Genomic DNA, 17,486 nt, shown 5'->3' with positions numbered 1-17,486 from the left:
TGCATCAGTACGCTTGAGTGTCGATCGGACCGCTTTCGACGCTCATGGTTCTATCAATTCTCTTCCACTGCATCTTCGGAACTTAGCTCATTCTCCTGCTTTGGTAGATATGTTGCATATGTATTTCGAAGTGACTGCATTCCGTCCAAGTGTGACGACTGGTAGTTGAGTGAGTCTTGTACAAATCGCATCCTGTGGTTTGCGTCTGCAATCAGCTCCGACCAGCGCCGCACCTCGATTCGGTACGGGCTCAACTGGATTACGCCAAATGGAAACATTGGCTGCTGTCTGGCATGATCTACTGTTCGCTTCATGTCGTTTCCTACAAGGACAAATGTCCATTCGACACCTGGCGTGTTAAGCCGTTCATCATTTGTGATTGCATCCGCATATGACCGAATTTGGGCAACGTCAGCGTCGGTCAAGTCGTGGTTGGGCCTCTTTAGCTCGACTACCAAGAACTTGAACTCATTCTCGCTGATCTGCATTTTTCGTCCGAGAACTAGGTCGGGGATTGCTATTCGCCCATCCTCCCTGAGCGGCTCGGAACTGCCGGCCTTCCGCTCGTCGGCGATCTCGACCGGAGGCTCGTTATCATCTTGAATGAACTTCTTGAACTTCTCCAAAACCTTGCTGAGTCGCTCGTCGTCGCCCGTGGTTGCCCATTCTTCGCCGAAGACCCATGTCTCGTTTGCAAGTAGGCGGTGCAGCTGAGTTCGCTCACGCATTCTCGAGCGTGTCGAACGCTCGTGCAATATCTCGTCAAGGCCGTTCAAAAAGTCGATTCGAGACCCGACCCTATGTCCGGTTTGGATTAGGCTACTGAGGGAAGATCGGTCTAGAATGGCCTGCAGTTCGTCGATGCGCGAGGCTGGCAGGTTGGTAACTTCGCGGAGTAGCGGAAATAGCCGCTCGGGATCTGACTCGAACGTCTCTTTGAGTAACGCAAGTGCTAGCTTCTTGGTTGTTCTAGACTTCGCTTCGTCGACGGATCGAGAGGCCGCCAGTGCCACGTACTCAAAGGCTTCTCTGGTCGCAGTGGCGACTCCGGTGGTGTTGGCCTCATCTGTATCCGCGTAGGGGTATATTCCTTCGGCCTTCCATTTTTCGACAGTTGCGATTTCTCTGCGGCGGTTCAAAAATGCAATGTGTTCGCGTAGTTTCGCGCGACCCGCGTTTACGACCCTATCTACGTCGGGTGCATCGTCATCATCATGTGCCTCCTCGGACTCCAGAATCAACGCGTTCTCAAGGAACCCGTCCCACATGAGGTATGCGGACAGTTGAATTCCTGGTGCTTGAAGGCGCATATATGTCTCATTTAGAACTGTTCCAGCAGCGTCGCATAGGTAGAGTCGGCGTTCGACGTTAGTCAGTTTCCATTCGATAACAGTCAGCTTCGCTGACCCTTGTATTCCAGTGGGTAGGTCGACGTCTAGGACTTCCCTCGACTCGATAACACTGGCCGCGTCAATGCTGGTGCCAAGGAATACGATCTCGAAGTCATCGAATCTTTCCAGATGGAGTGCGAACTCCGTTGTTAGCCGATTCTTGATCGCTTGAGGGGAGTCAAAAGCCTTCTGAGCAGCCTCCGTGATGCGGGTGATCGCCACACGCGTACCGGAACGCTCGTACAGTGGAGTCGGTGTGGCTTCGACGTCGAAACACTGCAAGTCATCCCCATTGCCGTGTACACAGACTGACTCGAACTTTGTGCCAGCAGCTACGGTGCTTTCCCACGTCACCGAATGGCCAATTGAGAATGCGGAATAGCGGCCCCGACCAAGGCGGCCATGCACCGGTCTTCCGCCGTTGCTCTTCGACCCGTGGATGGTCGCCTTGGAACTGTCACCAACTTTAGCGAACTCGCGAGTGACAGTCATGACATCCATGCCGGTTCCGTCATCTTCGACGACGACTTGGTCGAGGCTACCCATCTCGTTGTCCTCGATTGAGATGGTGACACGTTTCGCATCCTCGTCAAACGCGTTCCATGTCAGCTCACACAAACCGACCTGCGGGGTGCGGAGGTACCCTTTCAGTAGACTTTCGCCCGCCCCCACATTTATGCGTTTCATCAGGGCATCCTCCCACATGATTTGGCTGAAAGTCCTGAGATGAGTAGCCAGATTTCGAGCCGGGTGGACATACTATCCGCGTTGGCTGACATTGATTCGACCCGTATGAACATCGGTTCGGGGTGTCCGGCTCCAAACTGAACGTCGCCTGGGTGGATACACAGCAGTAGAGGCGGTTAACCTGTGGCTTTTCGGCCGCGGGTGGCCTTGGGTGGTCGCCAGTGTGGTACGTCAGCGGCCGGGATGCCTACTGCTGCGGACTTTTCGCTGAGTTGGCCTTGCAGGTAGTCGGCCAGGTCGATGCCGAAGGTGGGGTCGACGCCGCTGTGCCACTGCCTGACCCAAGGAAGGACCTCGGCGATGCCGGCGACCACTGGGACCAGTTCGGTGAGCGGCATGCCTTCGGACTCGCGGTAAGCGTAGATCGTTGCCAGTGCGAGGCCCTGCTGGGCGTGGTTCCAGCCAGCCCAACCCAACAGCGGTGTCGGGTCGGTGGCGCGGCCGGCGCCGGGGTACGAGATGAAGCGTTCCTTCGGCACATCCAACTTGCCGCGGTGCGACCAGAATGACGACTTCGCGAAGTCTGCGCTCGTGTACTTCGGCGGAACCGGGATGTCCGTCGCCTTGATCAGGCCGGCGTCCTCGTCGCGCTGCAGATCCCAGACCCGTTCCCATTCGGCGCGCTTCCGGAGCCCGGATTCCTTGTAGCGCATCGCGGCCAAGTACGGGACTGCCTCATCGGCAAGGAGTTTCACGAGGGTGTCGGTGACCGGGGTGTCCTTCTTCCCGGCCCACAGGTCGAGGGCGGTGATGAACTCAGAGTCCTTCTCGACGTGTCCCGCCAGTTCAGCCACGGACAGCATCTGCGGCGTGCCCTGCGCGGTGAACCACAGTGACTTGTCTTCGAGTCGGTCGAGAAGCAAGTCCTTCAGCGCACGCTGGAGTTTCACATCCCAAGAGTCACCGGCCCATCGGCGCTTGTACTCGGGACGCTCCAACAGCCGAATGAACGGATTGGCCTCGATGACAGCCAGCCGCTTCTCCACCAACTCCCGGTACGCCGCCGGCCAGTGCGCGGGCACCTCGGTGATCGGGGTGGACCCGTGTCGGGCGAACCACGACGTCTCCGCCTCGCCAGCCGCCATCTTCCGGGCCAGCGCGATCTCGAAAGCGCGCTCACCCAACGCAATCCCCGGAGCCTGCTCAGCCGGCAGGAACAACTCCTCGTCAACGAGCCCGTAGTTCCGGTACACCTCCCAGTCCAACTCGTCCTGCTCCGCGACCATCAGCGCCCGAATTCGCGCGTGCTCGCCGCGAGCAGAGGCGATGACGGCGGCGGTGGCGCCGCCTGACTCGACAGCAGCAGTAGGCTCCACCGCCGACAGTTGCTGCGCCAGACCGTCGAGGTGGCGTGCTCGCGCGAGCACATCGGTCTCTGGCATCGGGAGGTCTTCGAGAGTGGTCCCGTTGAACTGGAAGAATCGATCCCATTGTTCGGACACCACACGTGCACCATTTGTGCCGACCGAATCTCCGCTGTTGGCGTAGCTGTTCTGCCTGAGCCAGAAGCAGGCGGTGGAGCTGTTGAGGGTGCCCAGCAGCCGTAGGTAGTCGTCCTCCCCAGCCCCCTCCGGCAACTTGATCACCAGAGCAGACTGCTTGAACACCTTTCCGCCGCGGTCGAGCACGAAATGGTTATGCGTCGCCACGAAGGCGAAGGTGATGGAGCGGGGGGTGGTGTAGCGGTCGCGGACCCACCGGTACCAGGTCCACCATTTGCCGCCGCCGTCGGCCTGGGTTTCGCCGTTGAATCCGGTGACTCCGCCGAGGAATCGGCGAAGTGGCCACTGTCGGACGTACCACTGTGCATCGGTGTCGAGTTCGATCTCTTCGAAATCGCTGGTGTATGGGGCAAACGACGACTCGACTTGCTGGACGTCCCAGTCTCGGACCGCCTCACCGAGAACCACAGTTTTGACGAGCTTGTCTGGAATGCCTGAGCGTCGGAGTGAATGCGCGGGCCCGAAGAATGCATCATCCGCGCCGGGAAAGCTGGCGAATCCGATCTTGCCTGCAATGGGGATCTCGAGCGTGGTTGTCGAGTTCGCCTCGATTGCCGACTGGAGTTCGACGGCACCGCCGCCGGAGAGGCTCCAGGGGTGCTTGCGCAGATTGTCGCGAGGGAGTTCGACAACCGAAATCCACTGGTCCTCGTAGCCAGGAAGATCGACGTGCTCCACGATGGAGGTCCAGACCTTGCCTTTGGTCGGGTCGTCCGGCGCTCCCGGTTCTCCCTGGATGCCGAGGACCGCACGCACGGTGTCGAGAACTCGTGCGTGTTTCCGCCCGACGAGAATGACGGTAGGCGTCCCGTGGCCGGGGATGTACGCACCTGACGTGTCGGCGACCAGGCGAAGATCCATTCGAGCGAGGTATTCCTCGACAAGTGGGACGCCGAACTCCCGCTTCATGAACGAGTTGGAGGTGATCTGACCGACCCACCCGGCACGGCTTCCAGCCTTGGCGAGTCCGAAGAACTTCTCCATGAACGGGGAAGTCAACGCGTACTTGCCCTTGCAGTAGTGGTAGATCTCCCGATACCGCGTGTTCAAAGCCTTGTCGCGCACGACAATGTACGGCGGATTACCCACCACCACGTCGTACTGCCCCGGCACGAGAATCCGCCTCAGCATCGCCACGTCTTCGGTCGAGTATGCGAACCCGGACACCACGGCGTCCTTGTCGAAGGACAGGTCGCCGAAGTCGAGGGCCGTCGCACCGCCCCGCTCGGCTCCGTGCAGGAGCGAGTCGCCGCTGGCGAGGTTCAGCGTGAACTTGGGTGCGTTCACCAGAGTCGTTTCCCGGCATGCCTTCAGCGCGGCGACGATCAGTCGGAACTTCGCGATGGCGACGGCGAAAGGGTTGAGGTCGACGCCATAGACGGACGACAGCGCGTTGTCGACCCGTGTCCGCAGTTCCAGTCCGGGTGCTTCGCGGTTCCATCGATCCACGAGCCGCGCGAAGGCTCCCAGCAGGAAGTGCCCCGATCCGCAGGTTGGGTCGATGACCTTGAATCCTTCGAGCGGCCGGTCCTTCAGCGCCGGTTCGAGGGTTTGGTCGAGGATGAACTCCTCCACGAACTCCGGGGTCTGGAGGAGTGCGTACTTCTTCTTCGCGAAGTCGGAGAGGTCCTGGTACAGGTCGCCGAGGAAGCGGGTGGTGAGCTCGGGGTCGCGGAAAGTCCAGACGAGGGAACCGGAGTCGTCGACCTGCCGCCAGAACGACAGCACCTGGTGCACGGCATCGGAGCTGGGGGCGATGATGTTCAGCGCTGCATGCTCGTCCACCAGCGACTGCGTGGCGGGGTACTTGCGGAGTGCGTCGAAGGACTGTTCCAGCCATTCGCGGTACGAGTTGTTGGTGTCGGCGCGGTAGAACGCCTGCTCGGCGTCGACGGCACGCTGCCTCAGCATCGGGTCGGGGTGGGTGATCCAGACCGCCGTGTCGCCGAGGAGCAGGTTGTCCTCGCAGAACCGCACGAAGACAGAAGTCAACAGCCAGCCGACGGCGGCCTGCGTGAGCTGGTCCTCGGACCAGTCCGTCCACGACACCGCCGTCCGCTGCTCGGCGACGGCTTCGCGGTGCGTGGCTCGCCAGCTCGCCAACTCGTCCGCATCCGAGGTGAGCTTGGAGCGCATGTCGTCGACCAACAGCGTCAGCTGCGGCTTCAATGCGTCCTTGAGCGCGGCTCCGGAAATCGTGGCCAACGCCATCAGACATGCTCCTTCATCGATCGATCATCAGTGGAAACGAGTGCACGCAAACCGAACCGGTCCACCTGCATGAACTGCTCCGGGGTGGTGCGCGGCAACGCCGTCCCGTCGACGCGGGCGCCGGGCCGACCGCCCGACTCCTCCGGCTGCGGGATCAACGCCCAGACCGCGTGCGGCGGCGGGTTCGTCACATCCACCCACGCCTGCAACGCACCCAACTGGCCGTACGCCGCCAGCGTCGACAGGTCCGTCAACACCACCGGACCACCCGCCGCATTCACGGCGTCCACGACGGCCGGGATGGACTGGGCGACAAACCCCTTCAGCCCCTCGCGGTCGGCGGCGGCACCGGAATCGGCGGCGAGGATCGCATCCCACGGGATGCCGGCCTGCGTAGCCTTCGCCCGCAACTCTCCCAGCAGCACATCCGTGACGTCGACGCGCACCGCGCCGAACCGCTCTACGAGCGCGTCCGCCACCTGGTCGGACGCGCCCATCGGCACCCCCAATGCGCGGAACGTGCGTTCCCGCACGCTCGCGTGCAGCAGCAACTCCACGTCGCTGCCCTTCTGGCCCGCGACGGCTGGGGAGCCGCCGAGGGTGTGCCGCGTCGGAACGTGCGACAGTCGCTGCGGCGCGTCCTCGAACTCGTAGCGGTTCCGCGCGTCGCTCCACATCATCCCCGGCGCCACCGCCGCGACCAGTGCATCGAGGTCGGGGCGGCGGGGCAGCGACTTCGCCAGCGCTGGGAACCGTGCCGCGACACGCGATTCCAGCTCCGCGCGGCCGAACGCATCCGACGTCGACAGGCCCTGCAGTAGCAGCGCCAACACGTCCCGGATCGGGAGGCTGATCGGATGCAGCTCGTCCCGCGCCGACAATGCCACCTGCACCGACGACCCGGCGGCGATCCGCAGCAGCACGTACCCGGGGATCTCCACCTCCGCCGGTGCCACATCCAACACGGCGGCCGCGGCCGCACGCAGCGGCTGCTCGGCGTGCTCCGCCGTCACCAGCGCCAACCCCTGCCCGGCCGCGGCGGCGACGAGGTTGTCGACCTCACGTGCCAGCACGGCCGGCAACCGGCGGGACACCGCATTGGTGGCGATCATCGCGACCGAGCCGGTGGACTGACGGCGCGTCAGCAGCGGCCGCGGGTCGTCGTCCTCGCTGCCCGGCTCCGGCTCTGCCGCCGACGCCAACACCAGCCGCAGCACACCAAGCGCGGTGCGCTGCGGGTCGGACACGCCGTCGATGTCCAGCGACGCCGCCAGCTCGCGGGCCAGCACCTCGGGAGTGCTTGCGCCACCTGTCGATTCGAGCAGCGTAATGCCGCGTTGGAACATCAGGTCCACCGTCGCCGCCAACTGTGGGTTCTTCGACCACAGCTCGCGCAACTCCCCGAAGATCTGCGCGACGCGGCCCGGCGTCACCCCAGCCAGCGGTGCCAGCACCTGATAGGTGACGAACGGGTCGGCAGGGGAGTCGGGGTGGCTGCCGAGCAGCAGCTCCACCACCTGCCGGCGGATAGCCGACGGCTTCGTCGCCGCCGCCCGTGCGAACTCCGCCGACAGCACCCGCAGCGACCGGTAGGTGGCGGGCTCGGCCACGACGACCGGCGGGGGTGTCGGCTCGATGGGGGTGAGCGCCGGTGGCTGCACGACGGGTTCCGGCTCGGTGGCCTTCGCCGCGAACACCGCCGCCCACGCCGCACGCATCGCGGTGGCCGTGTCGAAGCGGTCCTTCACGTTGCGGGCCAGCGCCGACCGGAAGAACGCGGTAAGGGCCTCCGCGCGGGTGCGGGAGTGCCCGCCGAAATCCTTCGCCGACACCGACACGTCGTCCGCGAGCACCCGCGGATCGCTCACCCCGTCGCCGTAGAGGGGGGTGCTGGCCGTCGCCATCTCGTACAGCACCACCGCCGCCGAATAGCGTTCCGCCGCAGAGTCGTAGGCGGTGCGGATGCCGGTGCCGAGGAACGGATCCCGATACGGGGGAGTGCCGGCGTCGATCTGCTCGACGGCCGCGCGGGACAGGGAGAAGTCGAACAGGGCCAGCTTCGGCTTCTCGTTCCGTTTGCCCGTCGGCCGGGACAGACCCAGGTTCGACGGCTTGATGTCGCGGTGCGTGATACCGGCCGCGTCCAACGCGACCACGGCGTCCAGCAGGCCCAGGCCCCACGTCTTGAGCTGCGCCTCCCCGAGCGGGGTGTAGCGGACCACGTCGGCGAGGGTCTGCTCGCCGCAGTTGCTGAGCAGCAGCGCCGTCCGCTGCGCCAACTGCAACGGACCCTCGATCAGCTCCACCACACCGGGCACCGGCGGCTGCTGTTGCGCCAGCGTCGTCAGGACCTCCGCCTCGTCCTGCAGGCGGTGCGTGGCCGTGTTGTCGAGGCCGACCTTGAGGACTCGCTGCCGGCCGTCGGCGTCGTGGTCGGCGACGAGGATGCCGCGGGCCGTCGACCCCGACCCGAGCACCTGCAGGACCTCGAACCGGTCGTCGAGGAGGGCGCCGGTCGGCGGGTTCAGCGGATCGATCTCCGGCGCCGCCGCGGCCGGTTCCTGCGCGCGGCGGTAGTCGTCGAGCGCCGCGGCGAACTGCTGCGCACCGAACGTCGGTCGACCCGACTTCGCGTCGACCGCCACCCTCTTCGACACCGACGGGCTCGTGGTCCGCAGCACCAGCTCACGCAGCTGCTCGTCGACGAACCGGCCCGTCGACGCCGCCAGATCCAGGCCCTGCTCCAGCCGCAGCCGCTCCAGCAGCGCCGCCCGGTCCCGGGCCGGGTTCTGCCCGCCCGACAGCAGGAAGTACGCCAACGCACCCAGGGAGAACACGTCCAGCGCGATACGGTCCGAATCGGGAGCCCACCGGTCCTCCGGCGCCTGATACACCTCGTCCGCGGCCGCGCCGCCCGTCGCCGTCAGCGCGGTGCCGAGCATCGTCGCGGACTTGGTGCCGCCGTCGTGGATGCGTCCTGCCCACGACCAGTCCACCAACCGCACATCCACCCGGCCCGCATCCAGGCGTTCGGTGTGGATCAGGACCGTCGACGGACCCAACCCGCGGTGCGCGACGTGGTTGCGGTGCGCGTACGCCAATGCCTCCGCGATCGACGTCAACACCGTCAGCTGCTGCTCCGCGGTGAGGGTGCGCGTCGCCAACGCCAGATCGAGGGGCTCGTAGCCGGGTGTTTCCGGGTAAACGAGGACGGTGTTGCCATCGTCGTCCTGCACCAGATCGCGGGGGGCGACGATCGCCTCGTGCCGCAGCGACGACAGCAGCGTGTACTCGCGGCCCATCTTCCGGTGCGTCGCCGCCCGCGCATGCACCGGCGTGCCAGGGCGGAACGACACGATGCGGGCACGAGCCTGCTCGTCCGTGCCCTTGTGCTTCGCCGGCCACTCCTGCCAGTCGTCGCCCGACGCCAGCGGGGCACCCGAGATGGTCCACGAGCCCGCGTCGCGTTCGGTGCGCCGCGACACCCCGAGGTTCTTCAACGCCAGCGCGACGATGACACTGATGTCCTCGTCGACCCTGCGACCATCCGTCGGAGACTCCAGGATGCGCGTGGAAATGCCCGGCAGATTCGAGCGATGCTCCTCGCCGTCCAGGCCGAACAGGCCCGACTTCGCGACGTCCGACATCTCCACCGAGAAGCCCTCGGCGTGCAGGAAGACTGACTCCTGCACGAACGGCAACGCCCGGCGCACCTTCTCCGGGTTCAGGCCGTGCTCGACGGCGACCTTCCGCGCCTCCTCCTCGATGCGCGTCGCCAGGCGCTGCGCCTTACGGCGAGTCAGCAGGAGAGGCGAGCGCTGTGTGCGGACCTTGCCGCTCGGCAGATGTCGCACCCAGTTCGTCTCGGTTCCGCCCAGGAGGCCCACGAAGTGCTTCAGCTCGATCAGATGCAGTCGGCGCCGCCCCAGAACCAGGGCATCGATCTCGTGCCACATGCCGTGGTTGTCCATGAACTCGAAGTTCGTCCACGCACGGTACGGGGACGCATTCGGCACGATCTCCCGGAGGAAGTTCAACCCCTCCGTCTCGTGGGCGAAAGCCGACTTCGACACCTCGACCCACCGGTCGTCCTGCCGATTCGAGCCACTGCCTTGCGCCACGTCACCGCCCGTTTGTCACGTTGTTTGTTCGCGGCCGACGGCGGTCGCGTTCACCTCGACAGACTCTAGCAATCCGGGATCAGCAATCGCCTGCGACGTCGGAAGTGGCGGCTCTAGCAACAACGTCGGTGAAGCCTCGTCGGCATCGGTCTCCGCCAGGCGGTTCAGTTCGCCGTACGGCACGTGTACCGAAGCGACGAACCTTGAGCTGGACGTCAGGTGAGACCGTTGGTCATCGAAGTAGATGTGCGGCCTCAGCACGCCGAGGACCGGCCCCTTGTCGACGCCGCCGAGAAAGAACGCGTCGTTGACAGCGACATCCCAGCTCTTCAGGGTCATCACCGCCCGCTCATGGGCCGGCGCATCGCGGGCGGAGACGATGGAGATGCGGATTCGACGGGTGTAAGTGGCGTCGGAGTCGACCCGCGCGTCCTCGATGCGTTGGATGGCGGAGAGCCGGATCAGAAACTGCGCCAGCGGCCCCTGGTTGTGAGGTGTCGCTGCGTTGGCGCGTTCATGATTGTGGAACTCCGTCAGCCCACCGGATTGCATGACCGATTCGGACGCGTCGTCGATCACGACGCCATCGAAGTCGACCGCGACCCGCAGCTCTGTGTCGTCCGCCTCGTCGCGTGCTGGCGAATCGAGGACGAGTCCGGCGGGGTATCCGGCCGCCGTCGCACCGCGGACATCATCCGAGTTAGCCGACAGGAACAGTGCGATACCCAAGGCCGGGATGTACGGGTACGGCGACAACCCCTGCGTGAAGATCGCCCGCGTGATCTTCAGATCGTGGTGCTCGATCGACCGCATCACCCGCAGGCCGGTCATGGGGTCGTTCCGGGACAGGATGATCACCTGGACCAGCGGATCGTCCGCGGCAGGGCTCAGATCGTTCAACGACAGCAGACGCTTCACGAACGGAAAGGCCACCCCGCCTGCGAGCGGGGTGTCGAGATGCTCCTCCTGGTAGACGCGGTAGCCGGCCTCCCCTCGCTCGCGGAACACCGCGTCCGACTCGGTGAGATCGAACAATGCGCTGGACGCGACTCCGATCACGAGGCGGTGGTCGAGTTTGAAGGGCATGGGTCTCCTACAGGGTGGCCGAGGAAGCTGGTGGTGCCAGATCGATCCGTAGCACATCGCGATCCACAGTGCCGTTGTTCAGATACCGCACCAGGTCCTCCTGCCGCGGCTGACCGAGGGTCAGGCGGTAGGCGGCTACCGTGCGGAGCAGCCGCTGGTACCGCACCGACTCACGACTCAGCGGCATCGCCGGCACGTACCGCTCGATCGTCGCCCCACCCGGCCTCGCGTACACCCAGTCGGGCACCAGATCTGTGTCGTCTGGGGACTTCGCGGCCTCGGCGGCGGCGAACATCGCCGACCACGGATCGTCACACCCCGGCGCCAGTGCTGCGCCGGCGTGCGCGGCGGCGATGTTGCGGCGGATGGCGTGCCCGCGGAAACGGTGCACCCGGCCCTCTCGCTGCTCCATGTCGACCGGGTTGCCCGGCAGGTTCCAGTGCACGATCGCATGGGAGTAGGTGTGGAAGTCCAGGCCTTCCTGACCGACCGACGTCGACGCCAGCACGAACGGCCAGAACGGGGAGTTGTAGGCCGCGATCACGTCTCCGGCCCGTTCCTGTTGCCGCTCGTCCGTCGATCCCTTGTGGCCCATCCGCATCGCGAAGTGGTGCCGGATCGAGTTCGAGCCGTCGATGGTCACCTCGTCGTCGCTGGTGTCGAACACGTCGATCTCCGCGCGGCCCAACCCGACCGACAGTGCCCGGCCGAGCCGCTCGGTCAGCGGTGACAGCTCGTTTCCGTCGTGGTCGCGCTCGACGCCGCCGAGCGCGAAGTACTCGTCGAGGACCGACTGCAGGTTCCCGTCGCGGCAGTACTCAAGCACCGAGCGCCAGTACGCGTCGCCGGGCACGGAAACCCGGACCGCTGCGGCGATCTCGGCCTGGTTGAACAGCGCCCGCATATCCTCGGCTGCGTCGAATGCCGCCTCCCAGAGCTCGTCGTCCGCGCGCGGCCGCACCGCGCCGGTCGCGCGGCGCAGGGCCCGCTGCACGCAGGTGCCGGGGCCGGCGAGGCCGAGGTCGGTCACGACCGCGACGAGATCCTCCGGGAATCCGCCCAGCGCCTCGACGTCCAGCTCGTCGGGGTTGTCGGCCGACGCGAAGTACTCCGGGATCTCCACGGGGAACGGCCGCCCGGGGTTCGCGTGCCGGTCCAGCAGCAGCGGTAGCGCCCAGTACCAGGACGGGTCCACCTTCGACCGCGATGAGCGCGAGATGTCGAACTCTGCGCACACTGCCTCGAACCGTTCACGGACCGCGACCGCCGCGACATCCCGCAGCTCGGCGGCACCCACGACGCCACCGATCCGCTGCGCCAGCGTCAGCGGGTCGCACAGCTCCGCCAGCACGATCGACGGCTGGAACAGTGCCTCCGGGGCCATGTTCTGGTTGGTGCCGTCGTGCCGGGGCCGGCGGATCGGCTGCGTCAGGCTCGCCCGTTCCGAGTATCGGTCGGTGCGGCCCGACTCCTGCACCCCGCGCCGCTCGGCCTCGTAACTGACCACGCTGGCAATGGCTTTCGGTGCCACCGCCCACGCCGAGAACACCAGCCGCTTCGTGAACGTGCGCAGCGCCTCGTCCGCGAACACCCCGGCGGGCTGGTAGTAGGGAAGCGACGGCGGCAGCCACGCCAGCTTCCACGCGCCCCGATCGACGGTGTCCGCGACCAGGGCACGCATCTTCGCGTTGCCGGCGTCGAGCGGGTGGAAGTGCTCGATCGTCGACCAGTCCAGCAGGCCGTCGGCGGTGCGGATCGCATCGTGCACCGGCTTGCGGACCGCCGGATCCGGCGAGTCGATCGCCTTCCTCAGCGCCAGCTTGACCTGGTAGGTCTCCATGATGTTGAACAGGTACGGGCTCGACCGCCACAGCTCGAAGATGTCGCGCCCGCGCCGGTCCCGGCCCAGCGCGTCCGCGATCCGCTGCCCTCCCGCGTACGCCTGCAGGTCCGCGGCGGTGACCGGCACCGGCAGCGGCTTCTCGGTGAGCATGCCGTCGCGGTCCGGTGTCGACGCCAGCCGCTCGACGCGGGACATCACCCGGGTCAGGGTGTGCTGCACCCGATCCCGCGCCGCCAGCCCGGCCTCGCGGGAGTCGGCGCCGGGCAGGGCGGCCCGGCGCATCGTCTCCAGGTCCCGCCCGAGCTCGGCGATCCGCGTGTCGACCTCCCCGGCCGTCAGGCCGCGCCCGCCGAGCAGGAACCGGACGGTGGCGAGGAAGTCGTCGTAGTGGTCCGCGCCCTCCGGCTCGTCGGGGAGCGTGTACATGCTGAACGGGGTCGCCGACAGCAGCAGCACCCGCGCTGTCGGCTGGTCGAACAGGGCCTTCGCCAGCTCGGCTTCCTCGTTGTCGTCGTCGAGGAGCGTCTTGAAGCGGTGGAACTCGTCGAGGATGATCAGGTCCGGTTCGAGTGCGCGAATGGCGGCGTGCGCCACCAGGTTCCGCATCCGTCCGATCAGCCGGCTGCGGTAGCGGTTCAGCGCCTTGTCGGGTTCGTCCTCGAGGCGGACGAACCGGGTTCGGGCGACGTCCCACACTTCGTCTTCGAGGGAGTCGTACCCGGGGTCGACCGGATCCGCGTGCTGCAGGTCCTCGATGAACCGCCCGGCGATCTCGTCGGTGATCGCGTCGGTGTCGAAGGCCGCCAGCTGGTTCGCGAAGCTCTCCGCGCCGACGCCGACGCGGAAGAACTCCGCCCAGCCGCGCGACTTCATCTGCATCGGGCCCCAGCCGCGCCGCAGCAGGTGATACAGCAGCACCCGCTCGTCGGCCTGGCCGGCGGTCTCACCGACCGTGAACGAGGTGCCGGGGGTGAACGAGATGTAGTTGAGCTTGCGGTCCTGGAACTCGGCGATGTTGCGCATCAGCAGCGTCAGCCGGTCCGCGTTTTTCACGGTGATGTCGCCGGGCACCAGTTTCGCCAGGTTCTGCTGCGCGATCTGCGCGTTGGAGCAGATGTAGACGATGTCGATGCGGTTCTCTTTGTCCCAGAGGTGCTCGATGGTCTCCGCGATCACACCGCGGGCGACGAGGGTCTTGCCGAGGCCCACCTCGTCGGCGACGAGGAACCGGGTGGTGGCGTCCGCGTCGTTCCACAGCCGGTTGGTGACATGGGCAACGGTGTCGCGCTGGAACCCCTTGAGCGGGGCGAGGGTTCGCGCAAGGTCGGGCTTGACGGTCACTTGTCTCCTCCCGCCACCGCGGTGTGGGCGAGGCGCACCGCGTCCAGGAGTGCGCGCAGGTCGTCGTCGACGAGGTCGGTGGGTGCGTCGAGGTCGCGGAGCAGAGCATCGACCCGCTCCAGCGCGGCACGGTCGCCGACCACGGCCCGCACCAGGGGCTCGAACAGCACGGTGTCATCGACCGCACCACGACCCGGGTCGCGATCACCGGTCGATCCGCGGTCGAGGCCGAGGACCTCCCCGTCGCCGGGCACCTCACCGCCGAGCAGGAACAGCAGACAGCGGGTCAGATCCTGGGCGCTCCCGATGTGACTGCGGAGGATCAACCGGTCGCGCCCGACGACGTCGCCGTGCAGGGCGGCCTTGACGACACCGAACAGTTCGACGCCGTCACGTCGGGTCCGCACGCCGATGAACGCCGTCACGTTTGCCGCCGCGACTCCGGACCAGGTGACTTCCGTGGCGAGCGGACGGTACTCGCCGGTGAGGGAGACCGGGCTGACGGCTACCTCCCCGTCGAACGCGCCGACGATCTCCTCCGGTACCCGCAGCGTGCACTGCGCGCTGCCGCCGTTGAGGACGAAGTGCAGCTGCGGCGCGGCGGCCGAGAGCAGGGCACGGAAGTCGGCCATGTCCTTCTCGACCCGCGCCAGAGCGTCCGCGTCCACGTCCGGGGCGGCCGCGGTGATCGTGTAGGGCTCGACGATGCGCGCGAGGCCGGTGGTGCCCTTCCCACTTTCCCAGACCGCGTCGACGCCGCACTTCGCGGACGGGCCCCGCAGTGCGGCGGAGAACTCGACGTTGCCGCCGAGCGCCGCGCTGGTGGCGTTCGCGGACCCGGTGATCAGCACCGCCTCCTTGGCGGTGTCGAAGACAAACGTCTTCGCGTGAAGCCCTGACGGGACGCCGCCGACCTCCGTCCCCGGCTCAGCCACGGCCTCGTCGTCACCCGGCCGATCCGCCACCGCCTGTAGCGTGAACGTCTGCGCGCCGGTGAACGCATCCGACCCGGTGCGGTCGAATGTCTCGGCGCGCGACACGATCCGCGAGTCCGGCGCGATCGCCGCGAAACGCCGCGACGTGGCCGGGTCGAAGAACGGGGAGATCACCAGCGCCCGATCCGCCGCCTCGGGGACGGGGAGGGCCGCGCCGTCAGTCAGGCCCAACGGATGCAGAGTCATCGACGCGAACGGCGCCGGGCAGGCGAAGCGGGCGGAGCGGACGGTGTGAGCCAGGTCCCGGACCGCGGCGGCGCGGGTACCCGTCATCGGGGTCGTCGCCAGATCCGGCAGGGCCGCAACGAACTCCGCGATCGGCGCCGGGTCGACGGCCTCGTCGGTGTCGGGGTCCTCGTCGAGCACCAGCAGCGTGTCCCAGGAGGCGTCGAAGGTCAGGTTTCGGCTCGAGCACAGGAAGCGGTGCAGGTAGCCGCCGGCGTCGTCGCAGACGAACCGCAGTAGCCAGATCTTCGGGTGGAACAACCTGCCCGGCTGAGGCGCCCGCACCTCGACGACCGAGTTCTCCGCGAACGACAGCACGGTGCGGTACTTGCTCGGCACCTTGAGTCCACCGGCCTGCGCGAAGACCGTCATCGACCCGACGTACCGCCGGATCGACTCGAGCAGCGCGATGGGGTCGGCGTCGTCGACATCCTCGGATCGGGTGCGGGCCGCGAACGAGAGCGGCGCCAGCAGCAGCGCGGTGAGGTCGAGCGAATACGTCGTGGTGACAACGGAATCGATCGCATACCCGACGGGGGGCTGCAGCGCGTCGGTGAGGAGGACGCGGGAGTCGGGGCTGAGCATCAGTTCTCCAGTCCGGCGATCACGTCGCCCACGATGCGGACGGCGACCGGCCAGTTGTAGGTCAGCTGGCCACCCGACTGCCGGCTCCAGGAATTGACCCCGGCAACGTTGCCGCCCAGGCGGGCCCGCGTGCCCTTCAGCTGGATCTCCCGGCCGCGGACCAGGTCCTGCGCGCTCGACCCGGGATCCGCACCGGCGCGCGCGGCCTCGGCGATCCAGGCGTCGACGAAGGATCGCGTCGGCGGGGTGATGGTGCGGGTGGAGCGGCCCATCAACGCCCAGAACGCGCCGCCGTTCCAGCCGTCGACGGCCGCGGTGGCCTCGACGCGCCAGTCGCCCCACGCCGCGGTGTAGGCATCGACGAGCTCGTCGTCGTCCTTCGCGCGGGCCAGCATCAGGTTGTAGAGCACCACCGCCCCGGCCATCACGACCGAGAACCGGTGCCCGTGGTCGAGCGTGTCGGCGAGCGGCCCGTCCAGCGCGGCGATGTCCCGGTGCTGCCACAGGAACCGGGCATCGTCGTCGACGCCGTGCTCGAACAACCACGGGAACATCGACCGCGGCTGCATGGTGTACATGCGTTCGCGCAGGTACTCGGCCTCGGTGGGGGAGAGGGCGAACGTGGTCTCGGCGAGCAGGTTCGCCGGCGGTTGCGGCAGCCGCGGGTCGAACCCGGTGGGCGCGGTATCGGGGCGCGCACCCGGATCGTCGGACGACTCGGTGCGCCGGTCGTGGCGAGCCGCGGCATGAGCCTGACGCAGGGTGGCGGAGATCGACCGGCTGTCGGTGCGCAGACCGTAATGCGCTGTGGCGGACCAAAACATGCCGCTCGGCATCCGTTGCAGCTTGCGACGCGCGGTGCCACCGATGACGCCGCTCGACTCTCCGCCCTCGAGCAGCGCGTCGATCAACGCGTACTCCTTCTTCCGCAGCAGCGGCACGAGTGCATTTGCGTCTCTGGCCTCGGTGGCCGTCGCCTGCGCGAGCCACGGGATGAACAGCAGGTACCGGGCGCGCGTGTGCAGGGTCGACAGGCCGGGCAGCAGCAGGGTCGCGAAGGTGTCGCGGATCGACCCGAGACCCAACTCGTCGACCGTGCCCTCGTCGCGGAACTGATCGACCACCCGCATCACACGGCGGCGTTGCGTCTCGTCGTGATCCAGCCAGGCCAGGTGGGACACCATCGGGCAGTGCGGTCCTTGTCTGTCGAGGTGGCGAGGGTGACTCGGCGCGGTCGCGGTGGCCGGCGAAGGTGATCGTGTCAGGTGCGAATCGGCGCCCGGACGCCGGGGTTTGGTGATCGGACCCCGCTGTCATTCACATGGGGGACAGTCTGATCGGGCCCACGGCGGCCATTCCTGGCCCGGCCCCCGGCGGTGGAACCTCGTGTCGGGCGGTGGGTTCACGACAGGTGACGACCTGGCTGCCGGTGCCACCGA

7 protein-coding genes are annotated in these 17,486 nt (G+C 66.8%); all 7 read right to left on the bottom strand.

The annotated features are described in order from the left end of the window. Positions 1 to 53: 53 nt before the first annotated feature. The 7 genes from ABD951_RS12490 to ABD951_RS12460 all read right to left on the bottom strand — a co-directional run bounded on the left by ABD951_RS12490 (position 54) and on the right by ABD951_RS12460 (position 17,231). Positions 54 to 2,078: an ATP-binding protein gene (locus ABD951_RS12490; RefSeq protein WP_345345192.1), complete on the bottom strand. Its 2,025-nt coding sequence runs from the start codon at positions 2,076 to 2,078 to the stop codon at positions 54 to 56. A gap of 176 nt (positions 2,079 to 2,254) precedes the next feature. Then, entirely contained in the window at positions 2,255 to 5,851 is a 3,597-nt protein-coding gene (pglX, locus tag ABD951_RS12485; RefSeq protein WP_345345190.1) for a BREX-2 system adenine-specific DNA-methyltransferase PglX, read from the bottom strand. Then, a complete protein-coding gene (locus tag ABD951_RS12480) occupies positions 5,851 to 9,924 on the bottom strand; it encodes a protein kinase domain-containing protein (protein ID WP_345345188.1) in 4,074 nt (1,357 codons plus the stop codon). Before ABD951_RS12480 ends, pglX begins: the two co-directional genes overlap by 1 nt. Before the next feature lie 63 nt (positions 9,925 to 9,987). Further along, positions 9,988 to 11,058 carry a 5'-nucleotidase gene (locus ABD951_RS12475; protein ID WP_345345186.1) on the bottom strand — a complete coding sequence of 357 codons (1,071 nt, stop codon included), beginning with the start codon at positions 11,056 to 11,058 and terminating at the stop codon, positions 9,988 to 9,990. Positions 11,059 to 11,065: 7 nt separating this feature from the next. Next, entirely contained in the window at positions 11,066 to 14,242 is a 3,177-nt protein-coding gene (locus ABD951_RS12470; RefSeq protein WP_345345184.1) for a DEAD/DEAH box helicase, read from the bottom strand. Then, the gene (locus ABD951_RS12465) at positions 14,239 to 16,047 is read right to left on the bottom strand and encodes a phospholipase D family protein (RefSeq protein WP_345345182.1); all 1,809 of its coding nucleotides are present in this window, start codon (positions 16,045 to 16,047) and stop codon (positions 14,239 to 14,241) included. Before ABD951_RS12465 ends, ABD951_RS12470 begins: the two co-directional genes overlap by 4 nt. After that, positions 16,047 to 17,231, bottom strand: coding sequence for a DUF6361 family protein (locus ABD951_RS12460; protein WP_345345180.1), 1,185 nt, complete (start codon positions 17,229 to 17,231; stop codon positions 16,047 to 16,049). The genes ABD951_RS12465 and ABD951_RS12460 overlap by 1 nt, the downstream gene beginning before the upstream one ends. Positions 17,232 to 17,486: the final 255 nt, after the last annotated feature.

This window comes from Rhodococcus olei (assembly GCF_039540555.1).
Taxonomy (GTDB): domain Bacteria; phylum Actinomycetota; class Actinomycetes; order Mycobacteriales; family Mycobacteriaceae; genus Rhodococcus_G; species Rhodococcus_G olei.
Note: the sequence above shows the minus strand (reverse complement) of the source record. Positions and strands in the feature narration are given on the sequence as shown.

Excerpts from the sequence above, each read along its gene's own strand:
- ABD951_RS12490 (WP_345345192.1), bottom strand. The coding sequence starts at position 2,078 with ATGAAACGCATAAATGTGGGGGCGGGCGAAAGTCTACTGAAAGGGTAC.
- pglX (WP_345345190.1), bottom strand. The coding sequence starts at position 5,851 with ATGGCGTTGGCCACGATTTCCGGAGCCGCGCTCAAGGACGCATTGAAG.
- ABD951_RS12475 (WP_345345186.1), bottom strand. The coding sequence starts at position 11,058 with ATGCCCTTCAAACTCGACCACCGCCTCGTGATCGGAGTCGCGTCCAGC.
- ABD951_RS12465 (WP_345345182.1), bottom strand. The coding sequence starts at position 16,047 with ATGCTCAGCCCCGACTCCCGCGTCCTCCTCACCGACGCGCTGCAGCCC.
- ABD951_RS12460 (WP_345345180.1), bottom strand. The coding sequence starts at position 17,231 with ATGGTGTCCCACCTGGCCTGGCTGGATCACGACGAGACGCAACGCCGC.